This is a genomic window from Paenibacillus sp. V4I5 (genome assembly GCF_030817255.1).
GTDB lineage: Bacteria > Bacillota > Bacilli > Paenibacillales > NBRC-103111 > Paenibacillus_E.
The window spans coordinates 7,735,013-7,750,589 of sequence record NZ_JAUSZB010000002.1; the positions used below are offsets into that span (position 1 = coordinate 7,735,013).

At 44.8% G+C, this 15,577-nt stretch carries 13 protein-coding genes; 10 read left to right on the plus strand and 3 right to left on the minus strand.

The window, feature by feature from the left end; genetic code table 11:
• Positions 1–65: 65 nt before the first annotated feature.
• On the plus strand, positions 66–899 hold the full coding sequence (locus tag QFZ78_RS36650; RefSeq protein ID WP_307554827.1) for a nucleotidyltransferase domain-containing protein: 834 nt from the start codon (positions 66–68) through the stop codon (positions 897–899).
• Between the two features lie 154 nt (positions 900–1,053).
• Here QFZ78_RS36650 and QFZ78_RS36655 read toward each other — a convergent pair whose 3' ends face one another.
• The gene (locus QFZ78_RS36655) at positions 1,054–1,821 is read right to left on the minus strand and encodes a cysteine hydrolase family protein (RefSeq protein WP_307554829.1); all 768 of its coding nucleotides are present in this window, start codon (positions 1,819–1,821) and stop codon (positions 1,054–1,056) included.
• Positions 1,822–1,955: 134 nt separating this feature from the next.
• On the opposite strand from QFZ78_RS36655, the gene QFZ78_RS36660 reads away from it, so the two are divergent.
• The 4 genes from QFZ78_RS36660 (at position 1,956) to QFZ78_RS36675 (ending at position 4,708) form a co-directional block, all read left to right on the plus strand.
• Complete coding sequence (locus tag QFZ78_RS36660) at positions 1,956–2,114, plus strand: hypothetical protein (protein ID WP_162257231.1); 159 nt, start codon at positions 1,956–1,958, stop codon at positions 2,112–2,114.
• 188 nt (positions 2,115–2,302) lie between these two features.
• The gene (locus QFZ78_RS36665) at positions 2,303–2,875 is read left to right on the plus strand and encodes a DUF2238 domain-containing protein (protein WP_483874845.1); all 573 of its coding nucleotides are present in this window, start codon (positions 2,303–2,305) and stop codon (positions 2,873–2,875) included.
• 186 nt (positions 2,876–3,061) lie between these two features.
• The gene (locus QFZ78_RS36670; RefSeq protein ID WP_307554834.1) at positions 3,062–4,240 is read left to right on the plus strand and encodes an MFS transporter; all 1,179 of its coding nucleotides are present in this window, start codon (positions 3,062–3,064) and stop codon (positions 4,238–4,240) included.
• Positions 4,241–4,381: 141 nt separating this feature from the next.
• Entirely contained in the window at positions 4,382–4,708 is a 327-nt protein-coding gene (locus tag QFZ78_RS36675; RefSeq protein ID WP_307554836.1) for an L-rhamnose mutarotase, read from the plus strand.
• A 51-nt stretch (positions 4,709–4,759) separates the two neighbouring features.
• On the opposite strand, the gene QFZ78_RS36680 is transcribed toward QFZ78_RS36675, so the two are convergent.
• Together QFZ78_RS36680 and QFZ78_RS36685 are read right to left on the minus strand one after the other, a co-directional pair.
• Positions 4,760–6,544: a cache domain-containing sensor histidine kinase gene (locus tag QFZ78_RS36680; protein ID WP_307554838.1), complete on the minus strand. Its 1,785-nt coding sequence runs from the start codon at positions 6,542–6,544 to the stop codon at positions 4,760–4,762.
• The gene (locus QFZ78_RS36685) at positions 6,541–8,115 is read right to left on the minus strand and encodes a response regulator (protein ID WP_307554841.1); all 1,575 of its coding nucleotides are present in this window, start codon (positions 8,113–8,115) and stop codon (positions 6,541–6,543) included. The genes QFZ78_RS36680 and QFZ78_RS36685 overlap by 4 nt, the downstream gene beginning before the upstream one ends.
• Before the next feature lie 318 nt (positions 8,116–8,433).
• Between QFZ78_RS36685 and QFZ78_RS36690 the strand changes: the two genes are divergently transcribed.
• The 5 genes from QFZ78_RS36690 to QFZ78_RS36710 all read left to right on the plus strand — a co-directional run bounded on the left by QFZ78_RS36690 (position 8,434) and on the right by QFZ78_RS36710 (position 15,494).
• Entirely contained in the window at positions 8,434–9,351 is a 918-nt protein-coding gene (locus QFZ78_RS36690) for an ABC transporter permease (RefSeq protein WP_307554843.1), read from the plus strand.
• 27 nt (positions 9,352–9,378) lie between these two features.
• Positions 9,379–10,278: a carbohydrate ABC transporter permease gene (locus QFZ78_RS36695; RefSeq protein ID WP_307554845.1), complete on the plus strand. Its 900-nt coding sequence runs from the start codon at positions 9,379–9,381 to the stop codon at positions 10,276–10,278.
• 61 nt (positions 10,279–10,339) lie between these two features.
• Positions 10,340–11,899 carry an ABC transporter substrate-binding protein gene (locus tag QFZ78_RS36700; protein WP_307554847.1) on the plus strand — a complete coding sequence of 520 codons (1,560 nt, stop codon included), beginning with the start codon at positions 10,340–10,342 and terminating at the stop codon, positions 11,897–11,899.
• A gap of 131 nt (positions 11,900–12,030) precedes the next feature.
• Positions 12,031–12,876, plus strand: a complete 846-nt coding sequence (locus QFZ78_RS36705) for a copper amine oxidase N-terminal domain-containing protein (RefSeq protein WP_307554849.1) — start codon at positions 12,031–12,033, stop codon at positions 12,874–12,876.
• A 581-nt stretch (positions 12,877–13,457) separates the two neighbouring features.
• Entirely contained in the window at positions 13,458–15,494 is a 2,037-nt protein-coding gene (locus tag QFZ78_RS36710) for a beta-galactosidase (protein ID WP_307556092.1), read from the plus strand.
• Positions 15,495–15,577 lie beyond the last annotated feature (83 nt).

A 15,577-nucleotide genomic window follows, 5' to 3' on the forward strand; every position in this document is an offset into this window, starting at 1 on the left:
GTGTCGGAGCTGGCCATTCATCTTGTTGTTGGGCTGGCTTTCATATGGAATGGAGGCTATGGAACATGGATGCAAACGATGTAATTGAATCCGTTGTTGGGCAATTACGCAATGTCCCGGGAATTGGGGCAGTTGTGTTGGGCGGATCTCGGGCCTGTGGGACAGAAACACCGGAATCCGACATTGACATTGGACTCTACTACCGATCTGGATACCCGATCAATACGGATGTTCTTGATAGATTAGCATCGACGCTAGACGACGAACGACGTATTGGTCTAATTACGCCGCTAGGCGGATGGGGACCCTGGATTAACGGCGGCGGCTGGTTAAAGGTGGGAGGTTATTCATTAGATCTCCTCTACCGCGATACGGAGATTGTAACTGGCGCGATCAACGATTGCCGCCAAGGTCGAATCGACATCCATTATCAGCCAGGGCACCCTCATGGATTTTGCACATCCATTTACATGGGAGAAGCGGCGTATTGCCGACCTCTCTGGGATCCGGATGGCATAGTCGCTGAGATGAAGACGTTGACAGAGCAGTATCCGGATCCCCTTCGGCAAGCGACAGTCTCGAAGTTTATGTGGGAAGCTGAATTTTCCGTATCGAATGCCAAAAAAGCATTGAGCCGTAAGGATGTATCTTATGCGGCAGGTCATCTTTTTCGGACCGTAAGTTGTTTGACTCAAGTGTTGTTTGCATGCAATGGGGTTTATCTTCTGAACGAAAAAGGGGCAGTAGCTCAGTGCAGTCGTTTTCAATTGGCTCCAATTGCTTTCGAGTCACGCGTTCAGGAAGGCTTCGCCTGTTTGACAGCTGAGCGTTCTGATTTGTCCAAGGCAATTGGCCTATTTGACGCGCTAGTTCGTGAAACGACAGAGATTGCTTCATAAACGAGGTGTTTTTTCAAGAAGGAAGGGGCTTAAAGTGGACTGTCCTTTGCAATCGATAAAAACAAAAAATGAGAAGGCAAGAATGACCTTGCCACCTCATTTTTTTTTGATTTCTGTGCCTCTGAGTGATCTTATTTATTTTGGGACCGCCCTATCAATTCATTGATTTCATTTTTTCTACAGCCTCATTTGTTGGCCACGAAGCACTAGCAATCATACGAAAATTTATTTTTGCAGCCTTATCCCCATCCAAGTCGTTCATTTTCCCGGATGCTGTAGCATCGTGAACCACTGCCACTTCAAAGCCTTGTTCAATTAGTTCGCGCATATGAGATTCAACGCACAAGTTCCCAGACATACCTGCAAGAATGATGCGGGTAATTCCCTGTTTTCGCAGTTGCAAAACCAAGTCATTGGCTTCGGGGCCGTAAATTTTATGTGGGCTTGTGATAACGGTTTGACCATCTTCAATAAAGGGTTTATATCTGTCCAAAAAGTCGGCACCAGAACCTTTAAAGCCATCGAGCGTTAATGGACCTTTTCGTTGATACATGTTGAGAGCGTGCATCGAATGTTCCATAGCGCCTCCAAACATCCATTTTTGGTCATAGGGATAATAGTAATGAGGAGAAACAAACACTTTAAACTGATTCGCTTTTGCTGTTTTTAATAATGATTCAATGTTCTCGATCGTATGATTTTCAGCAACACTGTCTTTAACTAAATGCCATGCTGCACCTTTTGGACTTAAAAAGTCATTTTGTGGATCAGTGATCACCAAAGCGGTATTGTTTCGATCCACCTTCATTCCCGGCGAGGGAAGTGATGAGGTTTGTGCAGTTACAACATTTTGATGAAAAGCATAAAAATTAACATGGACAAGGAACGAAAACACAAAGAAACAAAGTAGAATTTTTCTCATTAGAATCTCCTTTTATTGGGGTCTGCCTATATTGTGTGCCTAGTGACATTCCTTTAGTAATTGTTTAAAGAATTTATTGCCCAAGTATAGAATCGGCATATTTATCCAAACTATGGTTGATGGAGGTGATCAATTTGAAAGACAAGTCCCAATCCAACCATAACGAGCCGACAATTGCACCCGGTATGAACACGCATGATCCTCTTGAAAAAAAAGCAACCGAAGAAGATATTGAAAAGGGCGATGTTACTTCAGTGACTCGTTTATACTTGGATCGTACACCAGAAGACTAAAGTCATTTTATAAATTTCCCATTGGCCGAAATGGCTAACGGGATTTTGTTATATTTAATCCAGAAATAAAACAAACAAGGCGGAAGAAAGGTGGGCTTCTACATGATTAGCAGCCTAGGTAAAAGGAACGGACGAACATGCTGACGAACCCGGACATACCGTTATCCCGCAATTGGCTTTTGCACTTGATGATCTTTGTGTTTGTTGTGTATTGGGGATTCACGGCCTTTTCACCCACTGACAGGATACAATGGCTTATGGAGAGCATACTTCCCGTTATCGTGGTGCTTGTTCTCACTTTCACTTATAAAGTTTTCCGGTTCTCCAATGCTTCTTATTTACTCATGTTTATTTTTCTGTGCTTACATACCTATGGGGCCCATTATACCTACCAGAGAACACCGTTTGACATGTGGCTGAAGGCCTCGTTTCATATCCAGAGAAGCTACTATGATCGGGTCGTTCATTTCGCATTCGGTTTGTTCTGGGCATATCCATTCCGCGAATTGTTAACCCGGGCAGCTGCACAGCGTGGTTTTTGGTCTTATGTCATTCCCACGACAGTCGTTTTCAGTTGCAGCGCCTGCTTCGAAATCATAGAGATGGTAGCTGCTTTTGTAGCTGGGCAACATGGGGAGGAATATGTTGGTCTACAAGGTGATGTTTTTGATACTCAAAAAGACATGGGACTTGGATTAGCCGGAGCGGTTATTTCAATGGGCATACTTGCATGGTATCTACACAGAAAGCAGCTCAAATAAACACATTGACGCGCCCTGCTTCTCAACTTATGATGGGGATAACTACGATCTGAAAGAAAGGAGAGACCCCACTATGATAGCTTTCGCACGACCTCCCTGCTAAGACGTAACCGCTAGTCCACCGCGAGCGCCTCCTGATTTGATTGAGCCAAATTAGCCAATCAGATATAGGAGAGGAGCTCCTTCATGGACCACACAGCCAATCTTCCCAAACTATATGCGCTCCGCTTCTTTTCCAGCCTTATCCCAGCCTACGTCATCGAGAGGCTATTCTGGGAGGAACGGGGCATGACCATTCAGATGGTCGTGTATACGGAAATTATTTACGCCCTGACAATCGTCCTTCTGGAGGTTCCGACCGGCATTATGGCCGACAAGTGTGGCCGAAAAAAAATGCTTGTGCTCAGTAGCCTGCTCGGGTGCAGCGAGTTTCTGATTTTACTGTATGCAACCGAATTCTGGCACTTTGCTTTGGTTGTTTTCCTGGCGGGCGTGAGTAGATCGGCAAGCAGCGGCTCAGAAAATGCCTTGCTTTACGATTCCTTAAAGCTGCAAGGGAAGACCAATTTGTTCGAAAAGCAGCTTGGCAGATTGAACGCCTGCGACTTCGTATCCGCCATACTCGCCGCCTTGTGTGGAAGCTTGCTCGCAAGTAAATACGGCTACGAGCTGAACTATTGGATATCACTCGGAAGCGCACTGATCGCTCTGGTCCTTTCATTGCTATTGATCGAGCCTGCTGCTGAAGACAGCACTTCTCTTGAGGAAGTTATTCCTTTTAAGACATATGTCGCTGTGTCACTGCGCTTTTTCCGAACGAATCCAAGTGTCACCCTTGTGATGCTTTCAGCGATGGTAACAGGTGCTGCCATGGGCTACATCGAAGAATTCTGGCAGTTGTACGTGAGCAGATTGGGTATGCCGGTTGTCTATTTCGGCGTGTTATCCGCCGCGATCATGCTGCTGCAGCTCCCTGGCAATCTGATGGCGCACGTGCTGTTACGTTGGATTAGTTATAGAGCGCTGATTTTCATGGTTATGGGTGTATTCGCCGTTGGCTTCACTTATGTTGCCTTTAGTATGGATTTCATCGGCCTAACAGCGATGCTTATCATCTGTTTGTTCTCTGGCGTGATGGAGCCTATCGCTACTGGCTACTTGCATCACCGGATCAATTCCTCCATGCGGGCCACGATCGATTCGTTCCAGTCGTTAGGGGAGAATCTAGTGCATACTTTCGCAGGTCTTGGCTTCGGCTACTTCGCTTCAAAGTATGACGTGTTCGGCGGCTATGGCTTTATTGCAATGCTGTGCTGCGCTTTTCTCGTTTGGTTCATTGGAGCATCCCGTAAAATTGAACAATAAACACCCTACAACACGAGACGACGGCCTTAGTTGGCTGTCGTCTTTTTCTGTATAAAAGCTTGGACAATGATGTTTATTGACGGGACGAAGTTGTCGCGGTAAAGTACAATTGATTACATGTTAATGGGAAAGGGTGACCGTATGACAAGTAGTGGGAAATTCGCATGGACATGGACGATACGTGAAGAAGTTTTAGAGGAATACGTAAGTATGCATCTGGCTCCATGGCCGGAAATTATGGAAGAGCATACGAAGGCAGGGATCAGGGATTACTCGATCTTTCAAAATGGTGCACAATTTTTTTATTGCTTCTTGTGCGATGATTTAGAAGCTGCTTTCGCTTATTTAGCAGAAAGCGAGGCTTGTAATCGATGGAATGCGATTACTTCGAAGATGGTCGTCGGTTCCTTCGACTTCCGCGAAGCGGTGCCAATCCAACCGATGCGTGAAGTGTTTTATTTGGAATAGATAGAAGAAGAGCCTTGGGAAGCAGCTGCTTCCCAAGGCTCTTTCTATCTATCAAAGTATCTCCGATCCCGGTGTTACGGGAATCGTAATCTCCACTTCCGTACCCTCGCCAGGTACGCTCCGATATGTCAAATTCGCGGGTTCACCGAAATAATGGCGAATGCGCTCGATGACGTTTTTGACGCCGTATCCGCTGCCGCTGATTTTGCTGCGGCTCGTGCCCGTCATGATGTCTTCGACCTGATTCGCGCGCATGCCGACGCCGTCGTCCTTGATGATCAGGTGAATGTTGTCATTCACCCTTGTGCCACTAATCATAATCGTACCTTCTCGGTGGGTACGGCCAAGAATACCGTGCAGGATCGCATTTTCTACAATTGGCTGCAGAGTAATTTTCGGAATCGCGTTATCTAATAGCTCCTCGGGAACATGGATCTGAAAATCAATCTTATTTTCAAATCGGATATTCTGAATCTGCACGTAAAAAGAAACATGCTTTAATTCCTCGCGAAGCGAAATAATATCTTTCCCGCTGCTTAAGCTGACTTTATAGAAACGAGCTAGCGCCGTGACGACCTTTTTGATGTCCGTGTTAAGACCGCTGTCAGCCATCCAGTTAATGAGATCGAGCGTATTATATAGGAAGTGAGGATTGATTTGCGACTGGAGTGCTTTCAGCTCCGCGTTTTTTACTTCTTGTCCTAATCGGTAATGCTCCTTATTCATTGAGCTAATTTGTTCAATCATGTAGTTGTAGGTCTGAATCAGCTCCCCAATTTCATCTTTTCCTTGCGTTTGAGCCAGTGCGATGAGATTGCCTTTCTGTACATCACGCAAACGGCTCGTCAATTGTGAAATACGCCGAGTGACAGAAAAGGAAAATAAATAGGCTAGCAGGTAGGCAAGTACACTTACAATAAGCAGAATAATTAGTAAGTCATTGCGCAGTTCATTGCTTTGTTGAACGACTTCATCTAGCGGAATGACTGTCACCATGCCCCAATTCGATGGAAGCTGCCGGTATAAATAGTAGTTATTGTTGCTTTGCCAATTCATCGTGACCGTGTCGCTGAAGACATCCGGCAGGGTAAAGTCGGTAAGAGTTAGAGGTTCAGATGCAAGAACGATCTGCTGGTTCTGGTCGACTAGGAAGGTGGCGCTGTTCTTCACGACGTTGGCTTTTTTAAGCATGGATCGCAGTGTCTCTGCTTGTACATCCACACGCAGCTGGCCGATGGGCACCGAATAATTATTTGGATCCAGAATGCTCCTAACCACATAGAGGGAGGAGTTATCATGGGTAGCATGAGAACCTAATTCCGATGGCGAGCACCATAAATACTTGGCATTCAGTTCGTTTAAACGAGTAAAGCAAGGGCTGTCAACAGTCTGCTCTAGGGGCAGGAAATTCTCCGATTCGTTGGAGAAAATAAACGCCTTCGGCACATAGAGGATGACCCGTGAAATATCAAGACTGTCCTGCATAGATCGGAGGAGCTGCTTGAGATTGCTGTAATCCTGCAGCTCACGATTAATATTTTGGGTGATACTCGTGTCCATTAAAATGCCAGAAATGGTTGTATTCGAAACCAGAATATTCGTTGTTTCCGCTATTCGCTGTACGCGGTAGCTGAGGAACGAATAAGTTTGGTCGAAGCCTTGCTTTGCCGAATACGTCACATGATTAATGATGATGGCTGACATTTTATCCGAAGCAATGAATTGATAGAAGCCAAGTGGAATCATGATCAGCAGTAAATAGGTAACCATGATTTTATGCCGTAATTTCGCGTTGTACAGCCATTTTCGTATCGTTTGAATAAAAGTGAATATCATAGTTGACATCGCTCCCGATACTCGGAAGGTGTCATCCCTGTGGATTTCCGAAATATTTTCGCGAAATGCTCTCCATCTTTAAACCCCACCTGTGAAGCGACGTCAAGCACTTTCAATCGATTATTTCGGAGCAAATCCTTCGCCTTTTCCATTCGGTATTCTGTGACGTACTGCTTAATGGTTTTGCCAGTCGTTTCTTTGAAAATCGAGATGAGATGTGAGGCGGTCATTTGCATATGATCACTTACATCTTGAACAGACAAGTTATCCTCAGCAAAATGCAGATGAATGTAACGAATGATCCGCGAACTGGCAGATGACATGGTTCCGTTCCGACGTTCCCTGAAGGATTGCTTTAGCTCGTCCAGCTTCTGAGTGATTACCCGATGAATATCATCTAGGAAGTGACATTCCAAAATAAGCTTCCACGGCACATTATTTTCTTCCGAGACATTGAACAGGATGACATTTCGGCTGCGAGCAAATTTGTCCATTTCTAAAGCTAAACGATAATAGAGCTCTTTGACGCTGACAATTAGCGTTCCAGGATGCCGATGAATATCCGCGGTAACCGTGTTCAACAAACGGGAGATTTCCTCAAAGTTTTCCTCGACAAGTGATTCTTGGAACCTGTTGAATAACTCAGCCGGCACTTGATAATGCTCAGAATGCACTTCGCTGCCATAACTGTCATGAAGAATGACGGAGCATGGTTTATGAAAAAAAGACTCCTGAAGACGCAGGACAGCACTTGTGTACGACTCCTGCAGCCGTTTAACCGCAGGAACTATTTTCCCCGCGGCAATGGAGAAGGAATGGAATTCCTTTTTTAAAGCAGAAGAGAGTTCGTAACAAACATGATGCAATCCACTGCTTTCTAAAGGCTCTATGCCGCTCGAAAATAAATGCAGGATGACATGATTGTCATCTTTCAGTGCATATAAGTAGGGGCTCTCGCAATCCGTCAGCGCAGACTCAATAATGGAACTGATAATTTCTTTGGCTGGTTGTGGCGTGATTAGCTTGGCCATGATCGTAACTGCCGGGGCGTGAAGCGATGCCTCGAAACCAACGGCTAACAGTCGCTTAACTAGCAATTCCTCGACAAATCCCCCGCGTATGAGCTGGAGTGCTGCTTCTTGCTTGATATAGCTCTTATTATCTCTGGCTACCGCGTCGTTCGCCAAATGCCGCTGTTCTTCCAAGCAAATGGCTATTGCGATTCGCAACGCTTCTTCTAGCTCCTCGATATCAATCGGTTTCTCTACATAGCTAACCGCTTTCAACGATATCGCTGCTTTCAAATAGTCTTTATCTGCGTATCCACTCATAAAAACAATTTTGCACAGTGGATACTTCCGCCGAAGATGTGTGGCGAGCTCAATGCCGTCCATGCGCGGCATGCGAATATCTGTCAGCACAATATCGGGCTGGAATTGCTCAGCGATAGCAACCGCTTCTAGACCATCGACTGCCTCGACAAGCTCGGTAATCCCGAGTTCTCCCCATGCTATCGATTTACGAATACCTTCTCTCGTGAATTTTTCATCCTCTGCGAAAAGAAGTTTCATAGTTAAAATCGCCCCCAAGAATTTTCAAAGAAACTTATGATGTAGGAGTAAGCTTCTCTAAAGTTGATAAGAAAGTATAAGTTTTATACTTTGGCTTTGCATCAACCTGGATAAACGCACTCGTCCTGGAGGACGGCGGAATCGTTTATCCTAGTGTAGCTTAAGATTAGCGCATATTAGATAGCAAAGCCACTAACTTAGGTGCTATCCGCAAAAGTTACAGGGAATCGATATTTTGTCGGGTTACTAGGTGGAATGGAACCTGTTAATTTAGTAACAGGAGAGAACAACTAGAACCGGATGGGGGAACGAATAAAGATGAGAACAGGACTCCTGTATCGACTCAAGTCAAAGAAAACACTGCTGTTCATGATTGCGCCGGCAGTTCTTTACTTCTTACTTTTCAGCTATGTGCCCATGGCCGGTATCGTGCTTGCGTTCAAGCAGTACCGCTATGACTTGGGCATTATGGGCTCACCTTGGGTAGGATTTGATAACTTCAAATTCTTTTTTATGACGGGTGATGCGTTTAGAGTCACTCGGAACACGATGCTTTACAATGCGGCTTTTATCATTATTAACAATGTGCTGCAGATTGTGGTGGCGATTCTGATGGCCGAAATTGGCTCGAAACTGTTTCGCAAAACAGCGCAAACAATTATGTTTCTACCGTATTTTTTATCCTGGGTCGTTGTAGGTGCTGTAGCTTACAATCTTTTTAATTATGAGCATGGAACCGTGAATACACTGCTTCGATCCCTACATATTCCTGAGTTAGATATTTATACCACTCCGGAGTATTGGAAGTATATTCTGATCTTTTTCTCAGCGTGGAAAGCGGTTGGTTACGGCGCTGTATTTTACATGGCATCAATCCTTAGCATTGATCGAGAAACGTATGAAGCAGCTGAAATTGACGGCGCCAATGTCTTTCAAAGGATTCGATATATTACGCTTCCTTCCTTGCGTCCGACGATAACCATTCTTGTTCTACTGGCGATTGGCGGTATTTTCCGCGGGGATTTCGGACTATTCTACCAACTCGTGGGCAACAATGGTCTGCTATATCAAACGACGGATGTCATTGACACGTATGTGTATCGTTCCCTATTAGTTAACAATGAAATCGGGATGTCGTCTGCGATAGGATTCTATCAATCCATCCTCTGTTTTGCGACCATTATGGTAACGAATTTCCTTGTGCGTAAATCGGATAAAGAGAATGCCTTATTTTAATCAGAATGTAATTTGCGGGGTGAACCTATGAGTACGACGAGTGTTAAAAAGATTCACATCGATCAGCGGATGCTGGATGTTATTGGCTATGTGTTTATCAGTTTGATCAGCTTGGCTTGTTTAATCCCTTTTATTCTTATTATTAGCGGCTCGTTAACGAGCGAATCCTCGATTACGAGTGATGGCTTTCGAATATGGCCCAAGGAATTTTCTTGGGATGCCTATGCCTTTGCGCTCAAACATCCGCAGCAATTTATTAGCTCTTATCTGTTAACGATTGCTTTAACCGTAACGGGGACGATTGTGGGACTATTCATATCAGCGATGGCCGCGTATGTCCTTCAACGTCAGGATTTTGAGTGGCGTGGCGGATTTTCCTTCTTTTTCTACTTCACAACCCTTTTTAATGGCGGCCTTGTACCTTGGTACATCTTAATGGTTAACTATTTACACATGAAGAATACCTTCTGGTCGCTGCTTTTACCGCCCCTCTTGAACGTTTTCTATATCATCATTTTACGAACGTTTTTGCGGAGCATACCAGACGCCATTACGGAATCTGCGAAGATTGATGGAGCAGGGGATTTCACGATTTTTATCCGTTTAATTCTACCGCTAGCCAAACCTGGATTGGCCACGATTGGACTCTTCACCGCACTAAATTATTGGAACGATTGGTTTAACTCTTTGCTGTTTGTACAGAATGAGAAACTGTATACCCTGCAATATTTACTTTATAAAATGCTGGGCAATCTCGAAGGCATTCGTAAGGTTATGGCTATTACAGGTATGCAGGTTACGGAATTGCCTGGTGAAAGTTTGAAAATGGCGCTCGCCATTCTTGTCACAGGACCGATCATCTTCTTATATCCGTTCGTTCAGCGTTATTTCGTGCAAGGCTTGACCGTTGGAGCTGTAAAAGGATAACCCCGGGAATTCAAATTCCCGGTTATCATAAATTATCTATCTTTTATAAGGGGAGAAAAAAATGGCATACACCAAGAAATTAGCGACACTCAGTCTAGCATCACTTTTCGTGATGGGTACTGTTCTTACTGCTTGTGGCACGAAGGATGCATCACCGATACCAGGTGCTTCTACGGCACCTCAAGCAAGCGCTTCCGCAACTTCAAGTAATGGGATTGATACAAGTAAAGAAGTAAAGCTGAAAATGGTTTTGCTTGGTTCCAAGCCAAAAGCTTTTGATGAGGTTTATGGTGAAGTCAATAAATTGATGAAGCAAAAGATTAACGCAACGCTGGATGTTAGCTTCCTCGATTGGGGCGAGTATCAACAGAAATATCCGCTTATGTTTGCAGCTAACGAGGATTTCGATCTTGTGTTCTCGGCCACTTGGTCCTACTACGCTCAGCAAGCTACGAAAAACGGCTTCATGGAATTGACAGAGGACATGATTAAAAAGTTTGCCCCGAAAACATGGGCAGAACAGCCAAAAGTAGCTTGGGAGCAAGCGAAGATCAACGGTAAAATTTATATGGTTCCACAAAATAATTTTGAGTATAGCTACCATATGGTCGGTATCCGTGGAGACTTGCGTCAAAAGCACAATTTGCCGGAGCTGAAGACGTACGCTGACTATGTGACTTATTTGAAAACGGTTGCTGAGAAAGAGAAGGATTTCAAACCGAGTATCGGTGTTAGTGAATTTAATGCTGTTGAATTGGTTCAACCGAATGAGTGGAACTTCGTAGTCCCTCAGATGCCTGTCGTTTATAAAGTAACGGATGGTTCTGGCAAATTATTCAACTTTGTCGATACGCCGGAGTTTGCAACTTTCTCTAAGAAAATGTATGACACCCAAAAAACAGGTGCTTGGTCCAGAGATGCGATTGCCAACAAAGTTGACAAAACACAAGCGTTCAAAGACGGCAAGCTAGCTTCCGTAGAGTGGAACTTAGGTACTTTACTGCGTGCAAAATCCGAGATGCAAACTACGCATCCAGATTGGAAAGTAGAACTTTATGATTTGAGCGCAGATAAAAAACGTCTATCCAATCCATTTATCAACAATGGGATGTCCATTCATGCAGGGTCGAAAAACTACGAACGTGGTTTGATGGCGATTGACTTACTTCGTTATGATCCGGAAATTCATGACCTGACGAACTATGGGATTAAAGGCAAGCACTACGAGGCTGTAGGAAACGATCAGTTCAAACCGCTTCCTGCTTCTGCTGATTTCCCTCCGGGCGGTACGTGTCCATGGGGTTGGAACTCCATGCATGAGCGTTTGGATTCCACGGTTGCTGCTGAAACGCAAAAGTTTACAGAAAATTGGAAGAAAACTGTAACGGTCAACCATCCATTAGAAACGTATACATTTGATGATTCCAAAGTGAAAAATGAAGTTGCCGCGGTAAGCAACGTGATGGATACTTACGGTAAGCCGCTCTTCTACGGTTTGGTTGATCCTAACGATGAAAAGCATGGTCTGAAAGTGTTCAATGATAAGTTGAAGCAAGCCGGCATCGATAAAGTCGTTGCTGAAATGCAGAATCAAGCAAATCCGTTGATTGCGAAAAAATAAGTTGAAGAAAGGTCCGCTTCCTGATTTCAGGAGGCGGACTTTTTTAACTCTTTTTAATGGACCCCTCCAAAAACAGGAAATATGTCGAATATGTTAGGGAGTTAATAAATCACAACAGAGGAGTCGTTATTATGAAAATGAACAAGACTTGGATGATCACAGCAACATGCGTTGTTGTAACTAGCCTTATGACAGGATCTGCCTTTGCAAAATCCGAGAATGGCAACAATGCGGATAAAGTGGATTCGTCCAAACCAGCAGTAGAACTGAATGTGAAGGTTAATGGAGGTACTGATGCAACTGTAACTTCTGATACCTATGGCAATGAAGGCAAAAACGGGTATAAAGGTCTTCTTAAAGCGATCGAAAATGTAAAAGATAAGCCAGCCGGAGCTGTTATTGCCGATATTCTTTTAACTAACTACGGTACTCACATTAGCGCTGAATTAAAGGCTGAACTTGATGCAATTGTAGATCGTGATGCTGCACTTACTGCTGTTGCCGATGTTTTGGACGAGCAGGGTAGTGTAACCGATGCGGTTTATGTTCAAAAGGAAGCCGTAAAAGCAAACATAAAGAACTTGCAATCCTACAAGAAATTGGGCAAACTTTTTGAAAAGCTAGGGAAAAAAGGCGTGTTTTTGTATGTGAATGGTGAAGAGCCTACATTGGAAGTTAATCCTTTCATTAAAGATGGCAGCACATTGGTACCATTCCGTGCGATTTCGGAGTCATTAAAAGCTGAAGTAACATGGAACGCGGAAGAACGTTCAGTAACGGTTACTCGTGACGGCATTACAGTGAAGCTCTTTATCGATAGCACGAAAGCTACTGTAGACGGTAAAGAAGTAACATTGGAAGTTCCTGCGGCTATCGTTGAAGGTAACACGGTTGTACCGGTTCGTTTCATTAGCGAAGCTCTAAAAGCGACTGTTAAATGGGAAGCAGAAACAAAGTCCGTCGTGATTTATGAGTAATAATTAGTTTTTTCCATGTGGAGCTTACCTTCGGGTAGGCTCTTTTTTGTTTATTGGTTACTGGTTTGAGCGAGCAGAGGGGAGTCCAGTCTGACTGTCTTTTCATTGGTTTATAAGATCGATTGTTGTTCGGAGTACAACAATTTCGTTGGTTTCTTCTCATCAAGCTGTCAATGTTGTACGTTGTACAACAATTCTGCCTTATTTCCTTCTATGGAGCTATTTTAGGGAGAAATGTTGTATTTACTGCAACAATCGAGAGATTATCGCGGCTTAACTAGCTTTTTGTTGTACGAAATACAACATTGCTAGGATCAAATATTGGGGGCATCCATAGCTAAGGCCGATATAAACAACGATGGTCTCGTTGATATAGCTGATTTCCAGCGTTGGTCGAACAAATGGTTCGCAAGTAAAATCGAAAGAAATGACGGGTAATCGATATTTTGTCGGGTATTATTGTAGTGGTGAACCTGTTACACTTGGATGCAATGAACCCAATATGAGTCCATACATTTATCCTAGAGGTGATCATCTTGTCACAGAAGTATCCGCCAATAAGCCCGAAATTACCCGTCTTCATGCACGGGGCCGATTATAATCCTGATCAGTGGCAGCACGATCCACATGTGTTGGAAGAAGATATCCGTATGATGAAGCTGGCCAAATGTAACGTGATGGCTGTCGGCATTTTTGCTTGGTCAGCGCTTGAGCCGGAGGAAGGTGTGTTCACCTTCGATTGGCTTGACCGTGTATTGGACAAATTCGCGGCCAATGGCATTTATGCGTGGTTGGCTACCCCGAGTGGCGCCAGACCGGCATGGATGGCGGAGCAATACCCGGAAGTGCTGCGGGTAGGTCCTAACCGGGTGCGCAATTTATTCGGTGCGCGTCATAATCATTGCTATACATCCCCAGTCTATCGGGAGAAAGTCACGATCATGAACAAGCAGTTGGCAGAGCGCTATGCGCAGCATCCTGCCGTAGTGGGCTGGCATATCTCCAATGAATATGGTGGGGAATGCCACTGTAACTATTGTCAGGAAGCTTTCCGCGGTTGGCTGAAGCGCAAATACGTAACGCTGGATGCTCTGAACATGGCGTGGTGGACTTCATTTTGGAGCCATACGTATACGAATTGGTCGCAGATTGAATCTCCTGCACCGCATGGCGAGAATCTTGTCCATGCGATGAATTTAGATTGGAAACGGTTCGTGACAGATCAAACGGTTGATTTCTGCCGTCATGAAATCGCTCCGCTGAAGGCGGAAAATACCGAGCTGCCCGTAACGACAAATCTCATGGACGCTTACGAAGGTCTTAATTACTGGAAGTTCGCCGCTGTACTGGATGTCATCTCATGGGATGCTTATCCAACTTGGCACAATGTGGCGGATCAAAGCAATCTAGCCGCATGGTTCTCGCTCAACCATGATATGTTTCGCTCGCTTGGTGGCGGTAAGCCTTTCCTGCTAATGGAGAGTACACCTAGCTTAACGAATTGGCAGCCCATTTCAAAACTGAAGAAGCCGGGCATGCATCTCCTTTCTTCCTTGCAAGCTGTCGCACATGGATCTGACTCCGTTCAGTATTTCCAGTGGCGCAAAAGCCGCGGAGCCAGCGAGAAGCTGCATGGAGCGGTGATAGATCACGTTGGTCATGAGCATACGCGTGTATTTCAAGATGTAGCTGAGCTTGGCGGCGCTTTGGAGAAGCTGTCTGATCTCATCGGGACACGAGTGCCCGCACAAACGGCATTAATTTTCGACTGGGAAAATCGCTGGGCCGTTAAGGATTCGCAAGGGCCTCGTAATATGGGAATCAAATATGAACAAACGGTTTTAAGTCACTATCGCGCATTTTGGGAACAAGGTGTTCCTGTCGATGTTATTGATATGGACTGTGATTTCAGCAAATATAAGCTGGTTCTTGCGCCAATGTTATATTTGGTACGCCCGGGAGTCGGAGAGCGAATCGAGCAGTTTGTCGCGAATGGGGGAACCTTCGTCACTACGTATTGGTCTGGCATCGTGGATGAGAATGACCTTTGCTTCCAAGGCGGCTTTCCAGGACCGCTTCGCAAAACGCTTGGCATCTGGTCTGAGGAAATCGACGGACTGCATGATCATGAGGTGAATCGTGTCCTCTTCACGGAGGGCAACGCTCTTCAAATCACAGGTGAATATGAGATTCGCGAGCTGTGCGAGCTGATTCATACAGAAGGTGCCGAGACTCTTGCCATCTATGGTGATGACTTCTATGCAGGCCGACCTGCGTTGACAGTCAATGCAGTTGGTAAAGGCAAAGCCTACTATATCGCAGCTCGTACAGATCAATCTTTCCAGAGCAGCTTCTATAAGCAGATTCTTAAAGAAGCTGGGATCGATGGTGCTCTACAAACAGAGCTGCCTGCAGAGGTTACAGCTCAAATTCGTACGGACGGTGTGAATGAGTTCATCTTCCTCATGAATTTTAGCGGTAAAACCCACACCATTACATTGGATGAACAAGCTTATACGGACATGCTAGCCTCGGATCCAGCGTCGTCTGTGAAGATCAGTTCAAGCCTGCTGCTCCAGCCTTACGGAGTTCGGGTACTGAAGAGAAGTAAACGCTAGAATTCGTTGGAGAATGCCTAATTTCTTAAACCGAAGAGGATGTCTGGTTACTATTTCCAGCATCCTTTTTTGTTATCCTTAAA